Genomic DNA, 15,785 nt, shown 5'->3' with positions numbered 1-15,785 from the left:
TTTCAGGCCTCCTCGATGGCGGGGAACCGGCAGGTCACGATGGTGCCGCTGCCCTGGCTGCTGTTGATCTCGACCTCGCCCTGGTGCAGCTCGACGAAGCTCTTGACGATGGAGAGGCCGAGGCCCGCGCCCGACTTTCGGCCGCCCACGGCGTTCTGCTCGAAGCGCTCGAAGGCGCGCGCCAGGGCATCGGGCGCCATGCCCGGCCCTTCGTCCGCCACGGCGAACTCGGTCACGCCGCCGGACTGGCGCACCGTCAGGCGCACCGTGCCGCCGGCCGGCGTGAAATTGACCGCATTGGACAGAAGGTTGAACAGGATCTGGACCACGCGCTTGCCGTCGGCGCGCATGGTGGTTCCCGCGCCGGCAAGATCGGTTTCGATGCGGATGTTGTTGTGCTGGAGCTTGTCCTCCACCGCTTCCACGGCCTGTTCCAGCGTGCGCGCAATATCGACGTCGGACAGGTCGAGCTGGAGCGTGCCGGCATCGATGGAGGCAAGGTCCAGAATGTCGTTGACGATGGTCATCAGCGCGCGGGTCGAGGTGATGATGTAGTCCAGATACTCGCTCTGGCGCGCGTTCAGGGGGCCCGTATCGAAGGAGCGCAGGAGCTGCGAGAAGCCGATGATGTTGGTCAGCGGCGAGCGCAGCTCGTAGCTGACATGCTGGACGAAGTCGTTCTTGATCCGGTCGGCTTCTTCCAGGGCTTCGTTGCGCTCGCGCAGCATGCGCTCGGCCTGGCGCGCCACCGACACGTCCGAGAAGGTCAGCATGGTCTGCCCGTTGGGCAGCGGCACGATGCCGTAGCTCTGCATGCGCCCGTCATCCAGGGCGAACTCGCCGCTTTCGGTCAGGCGCGCGCCTTCCTCGAAGGCGGTGACGGAATTGGCAAAGCGCCCCCAGGACACCGCCTCGTCGCGGATCGCGTAAGGGGTGGCCGCGGCAAAGGCCCGGATATGCGGCTTGGCCGCCAGGAACTCGCGCGAGAAGTCCCACATTTCGGCGAAGGTCGGGTTGGACAGGCGCAGCCGCCCGTCCTGGCCGAACACCGCGACGGCTTCCTTCAGATAGTCCAGCGTTTCGCCCTGCAACCGCACCAGGGCGTTGAGGCGGCTTTCGAGCTGGAACTTCTCGGTCAGATCCTCGAAGACCCAGGTCGCGCCGCCCTGCGGCTCGGGGCTGGCAAAGACGCGCAGCGTCCGCCCGTCGGCCAGGTGCCACAGCGCGTCGGTAGGCCGAGCCGCACGGTAGGCGGCCATGATCTCGTCCTTCAGATCCCGCAGCGGCCGGTCCTCGGGCATGATGCCGCGGGTGCGGAGCTGATCCATGATGGCGACATGGTCGGGCTTGCCGTCCAGGTAGGATTCGGACAGGTCGAACAGCTTCTGGAACTCGGCATTGTAATAGGTGAGCTGCGTCCTGGCATCGAAGCGCGCCACGGCCGTGGTCAGATGGTCGAGCGTTTCGGAATGGCTGCGCAGCGTCTCCTTCAACTCGCGCCGGACGGCCTCCACCGCCGATACGTCCACCGCCAGCCCGGCCGAGCCGAGCGGGCCGGCAGCCTCGATCACGTCGAAGTTGCGGCGGTCCCCCTCCACGACGGCGGTGAGTCCGCCGCGAAAGGCGCCTTTGCCGCCGACTGCCGAGGCGATGGCGGCCCGGTCCTGGGCATTGAAGAACTCGACCTGGCGGTCGATCGCGGCGTCCACGCTTTCGGCCTCGACGCTGCGGGCGAAGGCCGTGTTGACCCAGACGAGCGCGTTGGTGCGTGCGCGCAGCCACATGGGCATGGGCGCGGCATCGAACAGGCTTTGCATGGTTTCGATGGTGGCGGTCGTGCGCTGGCGCTCGATGCGCAGCGAGGCCAGCTCCTCCCGCATGCCCGACATGGGCGTGAAGCGGACCACGGCCAGCGCCCCGACCGTGCGCCCGACCACTTCGAGCGGGCGGCCATTGGCAAGCTCGACCTCGCGGCGGAAGGGCTCGGCCGCGGCGCGCAGACGGTCGATCTCGCGCTCCAGCGCCATAGCGTCATAGGCCGGCATCCAGTCGCGGAAGGACAGGAAGGCGGCCGGCTCGCGCGGGGCATCGTATTCCCGCGGGATCTGGCCGAGGACTTCGGGCGCCGTGCGGCCGGCATAGGCCACGACACGCTGTTCGGCGGTGGCGATGATGCCGGCCCGCAGCTCGGCCAGGCTCTGCGCATCGGCCAGCTCGCCGCGCAGCCGCTCCGCCTCTTCCAGGAGGCGGGCGCGCTGGCGGATATGCCAGACGGCCATCAGCAGGGCCCCGGCGAGGACCAGCGCCGCCAAGGCGAGCGCAAGTACCATCTCCGGGCTGGCGTTGGCCGCCAGTTGTCCCGCCTGCGTCTGACCCTGCATTCACCGACCCCTTGCGCCGCGTCCCCGTGCGATGATCATGGCGCCGCGCGAGGGGCCCCATGATTCGACGATCCTAGACGGTTTCCCGGCAGGGTGGAATCGCTGGCGCCCCATGTCGTCGACAAGGTTCGCCCGAGCGCGGGCGATCAGTAGCGGTACTGGTCGCTCTTGAACGGTCCCTGCGGCGAAACGCCGATATAATCGGCCTGTTCCTGTGACAGTTCGCTCAACCGCGCGCCGAGCTTGGCCAGGTGCAGCCGGGCCACTTTCTCGTCCAGGTGCTTGGGCAGGACATAGACCTGGTTCTGGTAGACATCGCCCTTGGTGAAGAGCTCGATCTGCGCGAGCGTCTGGTTGGTGAAGCTCGCCGACATGACGAAGGACGGATGGCCCGTCGCATTGCCGAGGTTCAGGAGCCGCCCTTCCGACAGGAGCAGGATGCGCTTGCCGTCGGCAAACTCCACCAGATCGACCTGCGGCTTCACGTTGGTCCACTTCAGGTTGCGCAGGGCGCCGACCTGAATCTCATTGTCGAAATGGCCGATATTGCCGACGATGCACATGTCCTTGAAGCTGCGCATATGCTCCAGCCGGACGACGTCCTTGTTGCCCGTCGTGGTGATGACGATGTCGGCGGTGGGGCCGGCCTCTTCCAGCGTGACGACCTCGAAACCGTCCATCGCCGCCTGCAGGGCGCAGATCGGGTCGACCTCCGTCACCTTGACGCGCGCGCCGGCGCCGGCGAGCGAGGCAGCGGAGCCCTTGCCCACATCGCCATAGCCGCAGACGATGGCGACCTTGCCAGCCATCATCACGTCGGTGCCGCGGCGGATGCCGTCCACCAGGGATTCCTTGCAGCCATACTTGTTGTCGAATTTCGACTTGGTCACGCTGTCATTGACGTTGATGGCGGGGAAGGGCAGGAGGCCCTTCTTCTGCAGCTGGTAGAGGCGGTTGACGCCGGTCGTCGTTTCCTCGGTCACGCCCCGGATGGCATCGCGCTGGCGGGCGAAGAAGCCGGGTGTCTCGGCCATGCGCTTGCGGATCTGCCGGAAGAGGATTTCCTCCTCCTCGTTGCCGGGATTGGACAGGACGTCCTCCCCCGCCTCGGCGCGGGCGCCGATCAGGATGTACATGGTGGCGTCGCCGCCATCATCCAGGATCATGTTGGCGGGCTGGCCGTCCGGCCACTGGAAGATCCGGTCCGTATAGGTCCAGTATTCTTCAAGGCTTTCGCCTTTGATGGCGAAGACGGGCGTGCCCGTGGCGGCAATGGCCGCCGCGGCATGGTCCTGCGTGGAAAAGATGTTGCAGGAGGCCCAGCGCACATCCGCACCCAGGACTTTCAGCGTCTCGATCAGGACGCCGGTCTGGATGGTCATGTGCAGCGAGCCGGCGATGCGGGCGCCCTTCAAGGGCTGATCGGCACCGAACTCGTCGCGGCAGGCCATCAGGCCCGGCATCTCGGTCTCGGCGATGGTGAGTTCCTTGCGGCCCCAGTCGGCGAGCCCGATGTCGTGGACGACGTAGTCTTGTGCGGTCATGGCGAATGAATCCCGATCTTGAAACTGGACCGTGCCTACCAGACTCCGAGACCGACCCGCAAGCCGTATATAACAAAATCCTTATGTCTTTGAGCGCTCGTCAGCGCCCGTAGCGGGCAATCGCCAGGTCCCGGCTGTCGATATCCGTCGGGCGGCCGTCGATGACATCGGCGATCAGCCGGCCGGACCCGCAGCTCATGGTCCAGCCGAGCGTGCCGTGGCCCGTGTTCAGGTAAAGATTGCGGATGGCCGTGGCGCCGATCACCGGGGTGGAGTCCGGCGTCATCGGGCGCAGGCCCGACCAGAAGCGCGCCGCGGCAAGGTCGCCGCCGGGAAACAGATCGCCGACCGAATGCTCCAGCGTGCGCCGCCGGGCCGGCGGCAGATCGGTCGAAAAGCCGGAAATCTCGGCCATGCCGCCCACGCGGATGCGATCCCCGAGCCGTGTGATGGCGATCTTGTAGCTTTCGTCCATGACGGTGGAGACCGGCGCCAGCGCCGCATCGCGGATGGGAATGGTGAGCGAGTAGCCCTTGACCGGATAGACCGGCAACCGGATACCGAAGGGGCGCACCATGCCGGGCGAGTGGCTGCCGAGTGCCACCACCACGGCGTCGTGATCTTCCGCGCCCCGGTCGGTCGTCACGCCGGTGACCGTGCCGCCCGCCTGGCGGATGGCGTGGACCGGGGTGGCGTAGTTCAGCGTGACGCCCCGCTGCTCGGCCATCGCGGCCAGCGCCGTCGTGAAGATATGGCAATCGCCCGTTTCGTCCTGCGGCGTGCGCAGCCCGCCGGCGATCTTGTGCGCCACCCGCGCCAGCGCGGGCTCGGTGGCGATGCAGCCTGCCGGATCCAGGATCTCGTATGCGACGCCGTCGGCGGCCAGCGCCTTGACGTCCTTGGCCGATGCATCCACCTGGGCCTGCGTGCGGAAGAGCTGGAGCGTGCCCTTCTGTCCCGCATCGTAGGCGATGCCTGTCTGCCCGCGCAGTTCGGCCAAGCACTCCCGGCTGTAGCTCGCCAGCCGCAGCATGCGGCTCTTGTTGATCGCGTAATCGCGTGCGTTGCAATTGGCGAGCATGCGCAGCAGCCAGTTCAGCATGGCGAGGTCTGGCTTGGGCCGCAGGATCAGCGGCGCGTGCTCCATGAAGAGCCAGGTCAGCGCCTTGCGCGGAATGCCGGGCGCTGCCCAGGGCGAGGCATAGCCGAAGGAAACCTGGCCGGCATTGGCGAAGCTCGTCTCCAAAGCCGGCCCGGCCTGACGTTCATAGACCGTCACCGTATGACCGGCCGCATTGAGGTACCATGCGGTGGTGATGCCGACGACGCCGCCGCCGAGAACTGCGATCTTCATGGCCTGGCTCCTTGCGGATCGACGAAGCGGCGCTGGAAGCGCGATCCCAGCGACGTCAGGATTTCATAGGATATGGTGCCGGCATCCTGCGCAACGGCGTCGAGGCTGCGCCCCGGGCCGATCAGCTCGACCATGTCGCCGGGTTGCAGATCGGGCGCGTGCGTCGCATCGAGGATGATGCTGTCCATCGAGACCCGGCCGATGAAATCCAGCCTGCGGCCCTGCCACAGGGCGGCGCCGCAGTTCGACTGGCTGCGATGCCAGCCATCGGCATAGCCGACCGGAATCGTCGCCAGGCGCATGGGGCGCTCGGCCCGCCGCGTGAAACCGTAGCCGATCCCCGCGCCGGCCGGCACCGTGCGCAGCTGCGTGACGGGCGCCTCCACGGTGACGACCGCCTCCATGGGATTGCCCACCCCTATGGCAACTTCGGCGCCCGGATGGGGTGCGCCGCCATACAGCGCGATGCCCGGCCGCACGAGGTCGAAGCGATAGTCGGGCCCCAGGAAAAGGCCGCCCGAATTGGCCAGCGAGCGCCGGGCAGGCGGAAAGCGGCCTGCAATCTCGCGGAAGGTGTTGAGCTGCGCATCATTGGCCGGGTGGTCCGGCATATCGGCGCAGGCCAGGTGGCTCATGACGAGGGTCAACTCCAGCCCGTCCAGCCCGTCCAGCCCGTCCGACTGCGCCGCCAGCCATGCGGCGTCCTCGGGCGGGAGGCCAAGGCGCGACATGCCACTATCCAGCTGGATCACCGCGGGAAGGCGCTGCCCGTGCCGGTGCGCCAGGCGGCGCCATGCGGCGATCTGGTGGAGGGCGTTCAGGACGGGCGTGACGCCGGCCCGGTAGGCAAGCTCCTCCGCGCCCGGCTGAAGCCCGTTCAGGACAAGGATTTCCGCCGATCCGCCCAGCGCCTCGCGCAATGCGATGGCCTCGCCAAGCTGTGCCACGAAGAAGCTGGTGCAACCTTCCCGGACAAGCGTCTGCGCCACCGGCACCGCGCCCAGCCCATAGGCATCCGCCTTGACGATGCCGGCGACAGCGGCCCCATGCGCGGCCTGGACGAGCCGCCGGTAGTTGCGGCGCAGCGCCGACAGATCGACCGTCAGGCGGCCCGCACCCGTCACGACGTCAGGCGTCTCGCCCTGTGGCATGTCGCTTGGAATGGCCATGACCCGAACCCCGACCAACGGTTGCTGCACGGGACAGAATGACGGAAGAAGCGGCGAATGTTTTGCCTTCCATGCGACGATTCATCGAATATGATGAGCCAAACGCAACAGTCTGCGAAAGCTGCACAAGAATGGCCCAACTCGACCGGATCGACCGGGCAATCATCCGGGCCCTGCGCCAGGATGGGCGCATGACCAACGCGGCCCTGGCCCAGACGGTCGGCCTGTCGGCATCTGCCTGCCTGCGCCGGGTGCAGCTTCTGGAGGAGCGGCGGATCATCCGGGGCTATACGGCCCTGGTGTCCGGCCCCGCTGCGGCCGATACCCATGTGGTGATCGTCCGCATCAGCCTGGAGCGGCAAACGGAGGATGTGTTGAACCGCTTCGAGGCCGAAGTCCTGAAACATCCGGAAATCCGCGAATGCTACCTGATGACCGGCGAGGAAGATTACCTGATCCGGCTGGAGGTCGGCGGCGCGGGCGATTATGAGCGCGTCCACAAGGAGATCCTGTCCCGCCTGCCGGGCGTGACGCGCATCAACTCGGCCTTCGCGATCCGCAGCGTACTGTAGCGTTCAGGCGCGGGGCGGCACGTCCCAGCTTTCGCCCGCGAGCATGGGCCGGAAACGTGACGCGGCAATGTCACGGGCCGCCAGCGCCGCCAGAAGCGCTTGGCGGGGCGCGTCGATGGCTTCGTCCGTTAACTGGAAGGTGGACCAGTGGTGCCCGGCGGCAAAGGCGGCATTGCACAGGACCATGCCCTCCACCGCTTCTTCCGGCCCCTGGTGCTGGCCTTTCATGAACCAGCGCGGCTCATAGGCGCCGATCGGCAGCACGGCCAGGCGGAAGCTGCCATATAGGCGGGCGGCCTCCCGGTAATTGATGCCGTCGTGAAAGCCGGTATCGCCGATATGGTAGATCCGGCCGGCCGGCGTCTCGACCACAAAACTCGCCCACAGCGCCATGCGGCGGTCCCGCGTGCCGCGGGCCGACCAGTGATGCGCCGGTTCGATATGAACGGTCGCCCTTTCGTTCACCGCAACCTTGTCGCCCCAGTCGCCCGTGATGACGCGCATGCCCGGCACGGAATCGGCGAGGATCGTATCGTTGCCGAGCGGCGTGACGACCAGCGGATCGTGCGCGGCATGGAGCTGGCGCAGCGTCTCCACGTCCAGATGATCGTAGTGATTGTGGCTGAGGAGGATGAGGTCGATCTTCGGCAGGGCGCCGAAGGCGATACCGGGCTCGATGACCCGCTTCGGGCCGGCGAAGCGGACCGGGGATGCGCGTTCAGACCAGACGGGGTCGGTCAGAATGTTGAGGCCCGCCACCTGGATGAGCATGGTCGCGTGGCCGACCATGGTGATCCGCAGATCGTCGATGCGCGGTTGCGGAACGGCGGAGGGGTAGGGGCTCTCGACCCGGCTCGGCCAGGTGGCGCGCGCGCCGTTGAAGCGCCAGCGCAGAAGGTCCAGGAAAGCGCGGGGCTCTTCGCCGCCGGGATTGAAGAAGCGCGTCCCGTCGAAATGGTCGCTGACGGGCCCCGAATAATAGCGGTTGCCCGCTTGCGCATGTCGCATGCCGAGCCCCATCGTGGCGGCAAGGGCCGAGAAGCCCGTCAATCGGATCAGTTGTCGTCGGTTCATCGCCCGCACGTTAGGCGAGCGGCGGCGCCACGGATAGTCTTGCCGAACGCAGATCAAGCAGCCGTGTGAAGACGGCTCGTCCATGGGATATCGATACGGGCGGACCTATATATATGAGCATGGGCCAGCGCGGCCACAGACCATCGGAAGGTTGAATGAGATGAGCGTCGCCTTCGTGAAGGAGCCGAACGAGGACCAGGTCGAGGCGCTGCCGGAGCGCGAACTGGGAAGCGAGCCGAATTTCGTGACCCCGCGTGGCCTTGCCCTCCTGGACGCGGAGATCGACGGCAACGAGGAAAAGCTGGACCTTGCACGCGCCGCCGGCGACAAGATCGCCATGGCCATGATCAACCGGGACCTGCGCTATTTCCGCGCCCGCCGCTCCACGGCCCAGCCCGTCACGCCGCAGCCGGACAGCGACACCGTCCAGTTCGGGCATCGCGTGTCGATCGGCCGGGCCAAGGGCACGGTGCAGACCTTCCAGATCGTCGGGATTGACGAGGCCGATCCGGCGCGGGGGCTGATTTCCTATCTGTCGCCGCTGGCCCGCCAGCTCGTCGGCAAGGAAGAGGGCGAGACGGTCCGCATCGGGCCCGACACGGCGCGCATCCTGGCGATCGCCCTTCCGGAAGACGCGCCGGAACCGTCGCGACACGGCTGATGTGGCGCGCCTGAAAGGCACCGGCGTTCAGCCGGTCGATCCCATGTCGCTCTCCTCATCACCCTCCACCGGCGGGAGCGCACCGCTGCCGGGCGTCGCGTCGGGATTGGTGAGTTCGGGCTTTGCATGCGGCCCGGCCGCAGGCGGGGTGTCGCCTTCGTGCGGCGTCTGCCCATCGGATGCGGTGTCCGGTTTGACCTTGTCGTCCGGGGAGGGGTGTTCCTGAGCCATGCAGCTTTCCTTTCCTGTCCAAGGCCAAGAATAGGAAGCTGGACGGCGGCGGACAGGCGGGTGCAGCGCTTTACCCGAACCGGCCCAGAGCAGGCCCAATGCGAGGCCGGTGGGCCGGGCCTGTCCGGTCGGGGGTCTTATTTCGTCAGCCGCCCGGCCTATTCCTTCACGGCGCCCGTCATGGACGAGACGTAATAGTCCACGAAGAAGGAATAGAGGATCACGACCGGGAGCGAGCCGAGCAGCGCGCCCGCCATGAGCGAGCCCCATTCATAGACGTCGCCGCGCACGAGTTCGGTCAGGACGCCGACCGGGATGGTCTTGTTCTCGGACGACTGGATGAAGGTCAGCGCGTAGATGAACTCGTTCCAGGACAGGGTGAAGGCGAAGATGCCGGCCGAAATCAGGCCGGGGATCGCCAGCGGCAGGACGATCTTGGTCAGGATCTGCCAGCGCGTCGCACCGTCGACCAGCGCGCTTTCTTCCAGCTCGAAGGGGATGGAGCGGAAATAGCCCATCAGGAGCCAGGTGCAGAAGGGGATGAGGAAGGTCGGGTAGGTGAGGATAAGGGCCAGGCGCGAATCGAAGATGCCGACCTGGAAGACGATGAAGGCGAGCGGGATGAACAGGATGGATGGCGGCACGAGATAGGCCAGGAAGATCATAAGGCCCGTCACCCGGGCGCCCGTGAAGCGCACCCGCTCGATGGCATAGGCCGCGAAGACCGACGCGCCGAGCGACAGGAACGTGGAGGCCACCGCGACGATCATCGTGTTCCACAGCCAGCCCGGATAGGAGGTCTCGAACAGGAGGTAGCGGATGTGGTCGAGCGTCGGGCGCACCACCCAGAAGGGGCTGTAGGCCTGGTAATTGGTGAGCTGATCGTTCGGCTTCACCGCCGTGATGGCCATCCAGTAGAAGGGGAAGAGCAGCACGAACAGGAAGACGACGAGCGGCAGGTAGATGACGAGGATGCGTCGTGCCAGCGTATCGTGATGCGACATGCCGACGATGTCGTCGACGACGACGGGGCTGTTCTGGGTCGTATCGGTCATAATGGAAAGAGCCTCTCGCGCGTCTGGATCAATCGGAGCCGCCCTGCTGCCACTTGCGGCGCTGCAGGCCGAAGAAGCTGAACAGGATGGCGGCGAGCAGGAAGGGGATCATCGCCACGGCGATGGCCGCGCCCTCGCCGAGCTGACCCCCCGGAATGCCGCGCTGGAAGGACAGGGTGGCCATCAGATGCGTCGCATTGACCGGGCCGCCGCGCGTCAGAACGTAGATGAGCTGGAAGTCTGTGAAGGTGAACAGGACCGAGAAGGTCATGACCACCGCGATGATGGGGGTGAGGAGCGGCAGCGTCACGTTGCGGAACCGCTGCCAGGAGGTGGCCCCGTCCAGCGCGGCTGCCTCGTGCAGGGATTGCGGGATGGTCTGCAGTCCGGCCAGGAGCGAGATCGCCACGAAGGGAATGCCGCGCCAGACATTGGCGGCGATGACCGAGGCCCGGGCATTGGTCGGATCACCCAGGAAGTTGATGGGCGCGTCGATGATGCCCCACTGCATCAGCACCCAGGAGATGATCGAGAACTGGCTGTCGAAGATCCACCAGAAGGCCAGCGCCGACAGGACGGTCGGCACGACCCACGGAAGCAGGATGATGGCCCGGACGAGGTTCTTGAACGGCAGATGCTCGTTCAGGATGATGGCGAGCCACAGGCCGAGGCCGAACTTCAGGACCGAGGCGACGAAGGTGTAGAGGATGGTGTTGAAGACCGACATCCAGAACACGGAATCATCGAGAAGATAGGCGTAGTTCTCGAGCCCGATGAAGATGCCCGGCCGGCCGATCCGCGTATCGGTGAAGCCCAGCCACACGCCCAGACCCAGCGGGTAGGTCAGGAAGCAGAGAAGGAAGACGGCCGCCGGCAACATGAACATGAGCCCGAGGCCGTTTCGGCTTTGCGAAAGGCGCTCGAGGAATGAGGGTCTGGCGGCACTCTGCGTATCGGACATGGTGGTCACTTCCCGTTGATGGGGCAGGGGTGGCCGGGCCCCTGGCGGGGCCCGGCCATCGACGCGTCGTCGTATGGGTCAGGTCAACGGTAGTAGCGGCTGGCCCGGCGCTCGGCGTTGGACATCGCCTCTTCCGGGCTGCGCTGGCCGGTCACCGCTTCGGCGAACATGTCGACCAGCACGTAATCGGCCATGGTTCCGGCCGAGGCGGAGCCGAGCGGGCCGGCATAGCCGTTCGGCCGCAGGCTGGCCGACGCGCGCGAATACGGCACATGGATCGGGTTCGACGTCCAGACCGGATTGCTCTCATAGGCCCGGAGCGGCTGGCAGCAATAGGCGTTAGCGCCCTGCACCCAGGCGTTCATCTGGTCATTGCCGTAGATGAACTTCAGATAGGCCTTGGCAGCTTCCGGATACTGCGTGTGCTGGAAGACCGACATGGTCGATGCCTGGTGCAGCTCCACCGACTCGCCCACCGGGCCGATCGGCAGGTTGACCGAACGCATGTCCGCGGCAAGCTCGGCGAGCGCCGGATCCTTCAGCGCGGCGTAGTACATGGACACGCCATTGGCCGTCAGCGACACCTGGCCGGCCAGGAAGGCGCGGTTGTTGTTGACGTCCAGCCAGCTTTCCGTGCCGGGGATGAAGGTCTTGTAGAGCTCCTGCGCGTAGCGGATGGCCGCCAGGGTCTCCGGGCTGTTGATGGTCACGTTGCCCTGTTCGTCGACCATCTTGCCGCCATGGCTCCACAGGAGCCAGTGGGCGTAGTTGTTGCCATCGCCCACAGCCTTGCCGTGCGGGAAGCCGGCCGGCGTTCCCTTGGCCTGCATCGCCTTGCAAAGTTCCAGGAAGCCGTCCGTGTCCTTGGGGAACTCGCTGAAGCCGGCGGCCTTCATGTGGCTGTCGCGGTAGCAGATGGCGTTGCCGATGGCGCAGAGCGGCAGCGCGATGAAGGTGTTGTCGCGCTTGGCATAGCCTTCCAGGCCGGGGTACCAGCCGCCATCCCGCGCGCCGAGATACTCGCCGAGCTCGGTCAGGTCCAGGAGCTTGTCGGGGTACTGGTGCGGATCGTCGAACCAGCTCATCACGATGTCCGGGCCGGAGCCGACATTGGCCGCGACGGCCGCCTTCGGACGGACGTCCTCCCAGCTTTCCTTGTCGATGCGCACCTCGACGCCCGTCGCCTCCGTGAAGGCCTTCGTATTGGCCAGGAAGGCTTCTTCCTCTGCCGGTACGAAGGGCACCCAGCGCAGGACGCGCAGCGAGGCGCCCGCCTCGGGCGTGTAGGTGGGTTCCGCCGCCTGGGCGAAGGCATTGCCGATAGTGAAGCGCCCGCCGAAGGCCGCTCCCGCGGCCAGGCCCGCCGTTCCGGCGAGCACGTTTCTGCGCGTGATCTTCATGGTTCGTTTCCTCCCAGTCTCCGGGTTTCCTCCCAGAGGGTCCCGCGCACCCGAAGCGACGCGGTGCCCCGTATCGTCAATCGACCAGGCGCTTGCCGCTGGCCGCATCGAAGAGATGGATCGCGGCCGGATCGACCCGGACGTGGATCGTTTCGCCGGGGGCGACCATGACGCGCTCGCGGAACACGCAGCTCACCTCGGCCTGGCCGAGCCTGGCGACGACCTGGCTCTCGTAGCCCGTGGGCTCGATGACGACGACCTGCAGCGGCACGCCCTCGGGTGCGAGGGTCATGGCCTCCGGGCGCATGCCGTAGACGAGTTCCTTGCCGGCGGCCGAGGCGGGAACGCGCCCGACCGGCAGGACGACGCCGTCTGCCGTCACGAAGCGGCTTTGATCGGACGGGTCGATCCGGCCGGTGATCATGTTCATGGCAGGCGAGCCGATGAAGCCGGCCACGAAGAGATTGGCCGGCCGGTCGTAGAGCTCCAGCGGCGCGCCGATCTGCTCGACGATGCCGTCATGCATGACGACGATCTTGTCGGCCATGGTCATGGCCTCGATCTGGTCGTGCGTCACGTAGACCGTCGTCGTGGTCAGCCGCTGGTGCAGGTTCTTGATCTCGGCGCGCATGGAGACGCGCAGCTTGGCGTCCAGGTTGGACAGGGGTTCGTCGAAGAGGAACACCTGTGGATCGCGGACGATGGCCCGGCCCATCGCCACGCGCTGGCGCTGGCCGCCCGAAAGCTGGCGCGGGAAGCGGTCGAGAAGATGCGACAGGCCCAAAATCTGTGCCGCCGGCCGGACTTTCTCCTCGATCTGGGCGGACGAGGCGCCCTTCAGCTTGAGCGAGAAGGCCATGTTGTCGGCCACGGTCATATGCGGGTAGAGCGCGTAGTTCTGGAACACCATGGCGATGTCCCGATCCTTGGGGGGCAGGTCGTTGACGACCTTGTTGCCGATCCGCACCTCACCGCTGGTGATGTGCTCCAGCCCCGCCAGCATGCGCAGGAGGGTGGATTTGCCGCAGCCGGACGGGCCGACCAGGATGACGAATTCGCCATCGGCAATGTCGATGTCGACGCCCTTGATGACCGGGTGCGAGCCGTAGTTCTTCCGCACGTCGACGATATCGACTGATGCCATTTACGTTTCCTCCCTCGCGGGCGGCGCGCCATGGCGCGTCCCGTCTCCGCTTAACTTCGCTCCCCTTGCCGCGGCGCCCTCGAAGGGCGCAGCGTCTCAGCCGCGCCCGACGAAGGGCATTCTGTTGGCCATGACGGTCATGGTCAGCACATTGGCGCTCAGCGGCAGCCCGGCCATGTAGACGACCGCTTCGCCGACCAGGCGCGGGTCGATCGTCGGCTCGGCCGCATAGCCGCCATCCGCCTGCAGGACGCCCTTCGACATGGATTGGGTCATGTCGCTGGCGGCATTGCCGATATCGATCTGGCCGCAGGCGATGTCGAAGCTGCGGCCGTCCAGCGAGGTCGCCTTGGTCAGCCCCGTGATCGCATGCTTGGTCGCCGCATAGGGCGCCGAGTTGGGGCGCGGCGTCGTCGCCGAGATGGAGCCGTTGTTGACGATGCGGCCGCCTTGGGGCGACTGCGCCTTGAACTGCCGGATCGCGGCCTGTGTGCACAGGAAGGCGCCCGTCAGATTGGCGGCGACCACGGTGTTCCACTCTTCGAAGGTCAGGTCCTCGATCATCTTGGACGGGGCGTTCACCCCGGCATTGTTGACGAGGAGATCCAGCCGTCCGAAGCGCTCGACCACGCTGGAAAAGAGCGCCGCGACCGCATCGGGCCGGGTGATGTCTGCGGCGATCGCCGCCACCTGGCCGACGTCCGACAGTTCCTGTGCGGCCGCTTCCAATACGTCGATGCGCCGTCCGGTGATCACGACGCCGTAGCCGTCGCGCGCCAGTTCCCGCGCGATGGCCTTGCCGACCCCGGTTCCCCCGCCGGTGACGATGGCGATCTTGCCCGTGCCCCTGCGCTCCTGCGCCATCGATACGCTCTCCATCTCTGTCCCGCTCATGCCCTGCCTTGCGCCTATGCCGCGACCTTGCCGCCGAGCTCATCCTCGATATGGGCGCGGATGATGGCGTCGAAATCGGTCTCGGCCGTGAAGCCGAGTTCGCGGGCGCGGCGCGCCTCGAAATTGGTGGCCCAGCCCGCGACGATACGCTGGATGGTGGCGTCGGGCTCGTGGCGGATCAGCCGGACGGCCTTGTCGCCCGCCACGCGGCGCAGCGCTTCGATCTCCTCGCCCACCGTGGCCGACAGGCCGGGCATGGTCAGGTTGATGCGCGGTCCGACGGGCGCCAGGTCCATGGTCGCGGCATGGATGAAGAAGCCGACGGCAGAGCGCGGGCTGGCGAACCAGTGGCGGACGCTCTCGTCCACCGGCAACACGGCCTCCTGGCCGACCAGCGGCTCGCGCAGGATGTTGGAGAAGAAGCCCGACGCGGCCTTGTTCGGCGTGCCGGGACGGATGCAGATGGTCGGCAGGCGGATGCCGATCCCCTGCAGGAACCCCTTGCGGGAATAATCGGCCAGGAGCAGTTCGCCGATGGCCTTCTGGGTGCCGTAGCTGGTGAGGGGGTAGAGCGCGAAATCCTCCGCGATCGTTTCCTCGAACGGCGCGCCATAGACGGCGATGGAAGATGCATAGACGACGCGCGGCTGGTAGGGCGCCTTCAGGCCCTCCTGGCGGATTGCCTCGAGCAGCGCCTGGGTGCCGGCCAGGTTGACGCGGTAGCCCTTGTCGAAATCGGCCTCGGCCTCTCCCGACACGACCGCTGCCAGATGGATGATCAGGTCCGGCCGGCCGGCGATCAGCCGTTCCGCCACGCCGGCATCCGACAGGTCCGCCGCCTCGCAGGCCGCTGTCGCGGCCAGGGATGCGGGGGCCGTCGGGGCCACCACGTCCACCAGAGTGAACCGCTCGACCGGCTGGCCGAGAACGGCCGGCTCGGCCGCGATCTTGTCCAGGATCTTGCGGCCGACCATGCCTGCCGCGCCGATCATCAGTAGATGCATCGCTTCTATCCGCTCCTTGCCCGGGGCACCGCCGCCGGGGCACTGCTACGATCTTGCGTGGTCTGGGGAGGGGTCAGCCCGCGGGGGCTGCGTTCGCACGGCGCCGCGCGGCTTGCGAGCGCAGCATATGCCAAACGTGCCGACGGTCATGGACTGACATCGTTTCCCCCCATCATGGTCCGGCGAAGCCCGCTTTGCGGGTCCTGCGACCGGGCCGTGTCTCCTGCAGGGCCGCCTGTTGCGGCCTTCTTGCACATGCGCCTTGGCAGCGCTTGCATTAGGCCTAGCGAATTGCGATCACTCTGCCAAGCGTCATCTGGCAGCGCTGCCAAAAAAAGTAT

Annotated in this window: 14 protein-coding genes; 2 read left to right on the top strand and 12 right to left on the bottom strand. The window is 66.8% G+C overall.

Going from position 1 to position 15,785, the window contains the following annotated elements; all coding sequences use genetic code 11:
- Window positions 1-2: 2 nt before the first annotated feature.
- The 4 genes from AUL30_RS12660 to alr form a co-directional block, all read right to left on the bottom strand.
- Window positions 3-2,381 carry a sensor histidine kinase gene (locus tag AUL30_RS12660; protein WP_244490817.1) on the bottom strand — a complete coding sequence of 793 codons (2,379 nt, stop codon included), beginning with the start codon at window positions 2,379-2,381 and terminating at the stop codon, window positions 3-5.
- Window positions 2,382-2,527: 146 nt separating this feature from the next.
- Window positions 2,528-3,925: an adenosylhomocysteinase gene (ahcY, locus tag AUL30_RS12655; protein WP_062228263.1), complete on the bottom strand. Its 1,398-nt coding sequence runs from the start codon at window positions 3,923-3,925 to the stop codon at window positions 2,528-2,530.
- 100 nt (window positions 3,926-4,025) lie between these two features.
- The gene (locus AUL30_RS12650; RefSeq protein WP_062228262.1) at window positions 4,026-5,279 is read right to left on the bottom strand and encodes a D-amino acid dehydrogenase; all 1,254 of its coding nucleotides are present in this window, start codon (window positions 5,277-5,279) and stop codon (window positions 4,026-4,028) included.
- Window positions 5,276-6,448 (bottom strand): alanine racemase, encoded by a 1,173-nt coding sequence (gene alr / locus AUL30_RS12645; RefSeq protein ID WP_244490816.1) that lies wholly within the window; start codon window positions 6,446-6,448, stop codon window positions 5,276-5,278. The genes AUL30_RS12650 and alr overlap by 4 nt, the downstream gene beginning before the upstream one ends.
- Before the next feature lie 131 nt (window positions 6,449-6,579).
- Between alr and AUL30_RS12640 the strand changes: the two genes are divergently transcribed.
- Window positions 6,580-7,020, top strand: coding sequence for an Lrp/AsnC family transcriptional regulator (locus AUL30_RS12640; protein ID WP_062228261.1), 441 nt, complete (start codon window positions 6,580-6,582; stop codon window positions 7,018-7,020).
- Between the two features lie 3 nt (window positions 7,021-7,023).
- Here AUL30_RS12640 and AUL30_RS12635 read toward each other — a convergent pair whose 3' ends face one another.
- Window positions 7,024-8,028: an MBL fold metallo-hydrolase gene (locus AUL30_RS12635; protein ID WP_062228521.1), complete on the bottom strand. Its 1,005-nt coding sequence runs from the start codon at window positions 8,026-8,028 to the stop codon at window positions 7,024-7,026.
- Between the two features lie 226 nt (window positions 8,029-8,254).
- On the opposite strand from AUL30_RS12635, the gene AUL30_RS12630 reads away from it, so the two are divergent.
- Window positions 8,255-8,755, top strand: a complete 501-nt coding sequence (locus AUL30_RS12630) for a GreA/GreB family elongation factor (protein ID WP_062228260.1) — start codon at window positions 8,255-8,257, stop codon at window positions 8,753-8,755.
- Between the two features lie 27 nt (window positions 8,756-8,782).
- On the opposite strand, the gene AUL30_RS12625 is transcribed toward AUL30_RS12630, so the two are convergent.
- From AUL30_RS12625 to denD, 7 genes are all read right to left on the bottom strand, one after another.
- Window positions 8,783-8,986, bottom strand: coding sequence for a hypothetical protein (locus AUL30_RS12625; RefSeq protein ID WP_062228259.1), 204 nt, complete (start codon window positions 8,984-8,986; stop codon window positions 8,783-8,785).
- A 158-nt stretch (window positions 8,987-9,144) separates the two neighbouring features.
- Entirely contained in the window at window positions 9,145-10,041 is an 897-nt protein-coding gene (locus AUL30_RS12620) for a carbohydrate ABC transporter permease (protein ID WP_062228258.1), read from the bottom strand.
- A 28-nt stretch (window positions 10,042-10,069) separates the two neighbouring features.
- A complete protein-coding gene (locus AUL30_RS12615) occupies window positions 10,070-11,002 on the bottom strand; it encodes a carbohydrate ABC transporter permease (RefSeq protein WP_062228257.1) in 933 nt (310 codons plus the stop codon).
- Between the two features lie 83 nt (window positions 11,003-11,085).
- Complete coding sequence (locus AUL30_RS12610) at window positions 11,086-12,402, bottom strand: ABC transporter substrate-binding protein (protein ID WP_062228256.1); 1,317 nt, start codon at window positions 12,400-12,402, stop codon at window positions 11,086-11,088.
- A 76-nt stretch (window positions 12,403-12,478) separates the two neighbouring features.
- Complete coding sequence (locus tag AUL30_RS12605; RefSeq protein WP_062228255.1) at window positions 12,479-13,546, bottom strand: ABC transporter ATP-binding protein; 1,068 nt, start codon at window positions 13,544-13,546, stop codon at window positions 12,479-12,481.
- A 96-nt stretch (window positions 13,547-13,642) separates the two neighbouring features.
- Window positions 13,643-14,410 (bottom strand): SDR family oxidoreductase, encoded by a 768-nt coding sequence (locus tag AUL30_RS12600; protein WP_062228254.1) that lies wholly within the window; start codon window positions 14,408-14,410, stop codon window positions 13,643-13,645.
- A gap of 44 nt (window positions 14,411-14,454) precedes the next feature.
- Window positions 14,455-15,444 carry a D-erythronate dehydrogenase gene (denD, locus tag AUL30_RS12595; protein ID WP_062228253.1) on the bottom strand — a complete coding sequence of 330 codons (990 nt, stop codon included), beginning with the start codon at window positions 15,442-15,444 and terminating at the stop codon, window positions 14,455-14,457.
- Window positions 15,445-15,785: the final 341 nt, after the last annotated feature.

It is taken from the genome of Aureimonas frigidaquae, assembly GCF_001463905.1.
Lineage (GTDB): Bacteria > Pseudomonadota > Alphaproteobacteria > Rhizobiales > Rhizobiaceae > Aureimonas > Aureimonas frigidaquae.
This window is presented reverse-complemented; position numbering and strand designations above follow the sequence as displayed.

Coding starts and splice junctions, on each gene's coding strand:
- AUL30_RS12660 (WP_244490817.1), bottom strand. CDS start 2,381: ATGCAGGGTCAGACGCAGGCGGGACAACTGGCGGCCAACGCCAGCCCG.
- ahcY (WP_062228263.1), bottom strand. CDS start 3,925: ATGACCGCACAAGACTACGTCGTCCACGACATCGGGCTCGCCGACTGG.
- AUL30_RS12650 (WP_062228262.1), bottom strand. CDS start 5,279: ATGAAGATCGCAGTTCTCGGCGGCGGCGTCGTCGGCATCACCACCGCA.
- alr (WP_244490816.1), bottom strand. CDS start 6,448: ATGGCCATTCCAAGCGACATGCCACAGGGCGAGACGCCTGACGTCGTG.
- AUL30_RS12640 (WP_062228261.1), top strand. CDS start 6,580: ATGGCCCAACTCGACCGGATCGACCGGGCAATCATCCGGGCCCTGCGC.
- AUL30_RS12635 (WP_062228521.1), bottom strand. CDS start 8,028: ATGCGACATGCGCAAGCGGGCAACCGCTATTATTCGGGGCCCGTCAGC.
- AUL30_RS12630 (WP_062228260.1), top strand. CDS start 8,255: ATGAGCGTCGCCTTCGTGAAGGAGCCGAACGAGGACCAGGTCGAGGCG.
- AUL30_RS12625 (WP_062228259.1), bottom strand. CDS start 8,986: ATGGCTCAGGAACACCCCTCCCCGGACGACAAGGTCAAACCGGACACC.
- AUL30_RS12620 (WP_062228258.1), bottom strand. CDS start 10,041: ATGACCGATACGACCCAGAACAGCCCCGTCGTCGTCGACGACATCGTC.
- AUL30_RS12615 (WP_062228257.1), bottom strand. CDS start 11,002: ATGTCCGATACGCAGAGTGCCGCCAGACCCTCATTCCTCGAGCGCCTT.
- AUL30_RS12610 (WP_062228256.1), bottom strand. CDS start 12,402: ATGAAGATCACGCGCAGAAACGTGCTCGCCGGAACGGCGGGCCTGGCC.
- AUL30_RS12605 (WP_062228255.1), bottom strand. CDS start 13,546: ATGGCATCAGTCGATATCGTCGACGTGCGGAAGAACTACGGCTCGCAC.
- AUL30_RS12600 (WP_062228254.1), bottom strand. CDS start 14,410: ATGGCGCAGGAGCGCAGGGGCACGGGCAAGATCGCCATCGTCACCGGC.
- denD (WP_062228253.1), bottom strand. CDS start 15,444: ATGCATCTACTGATGATCGGCGCGGCAGGCATGGTCGGCCGCAAGATC.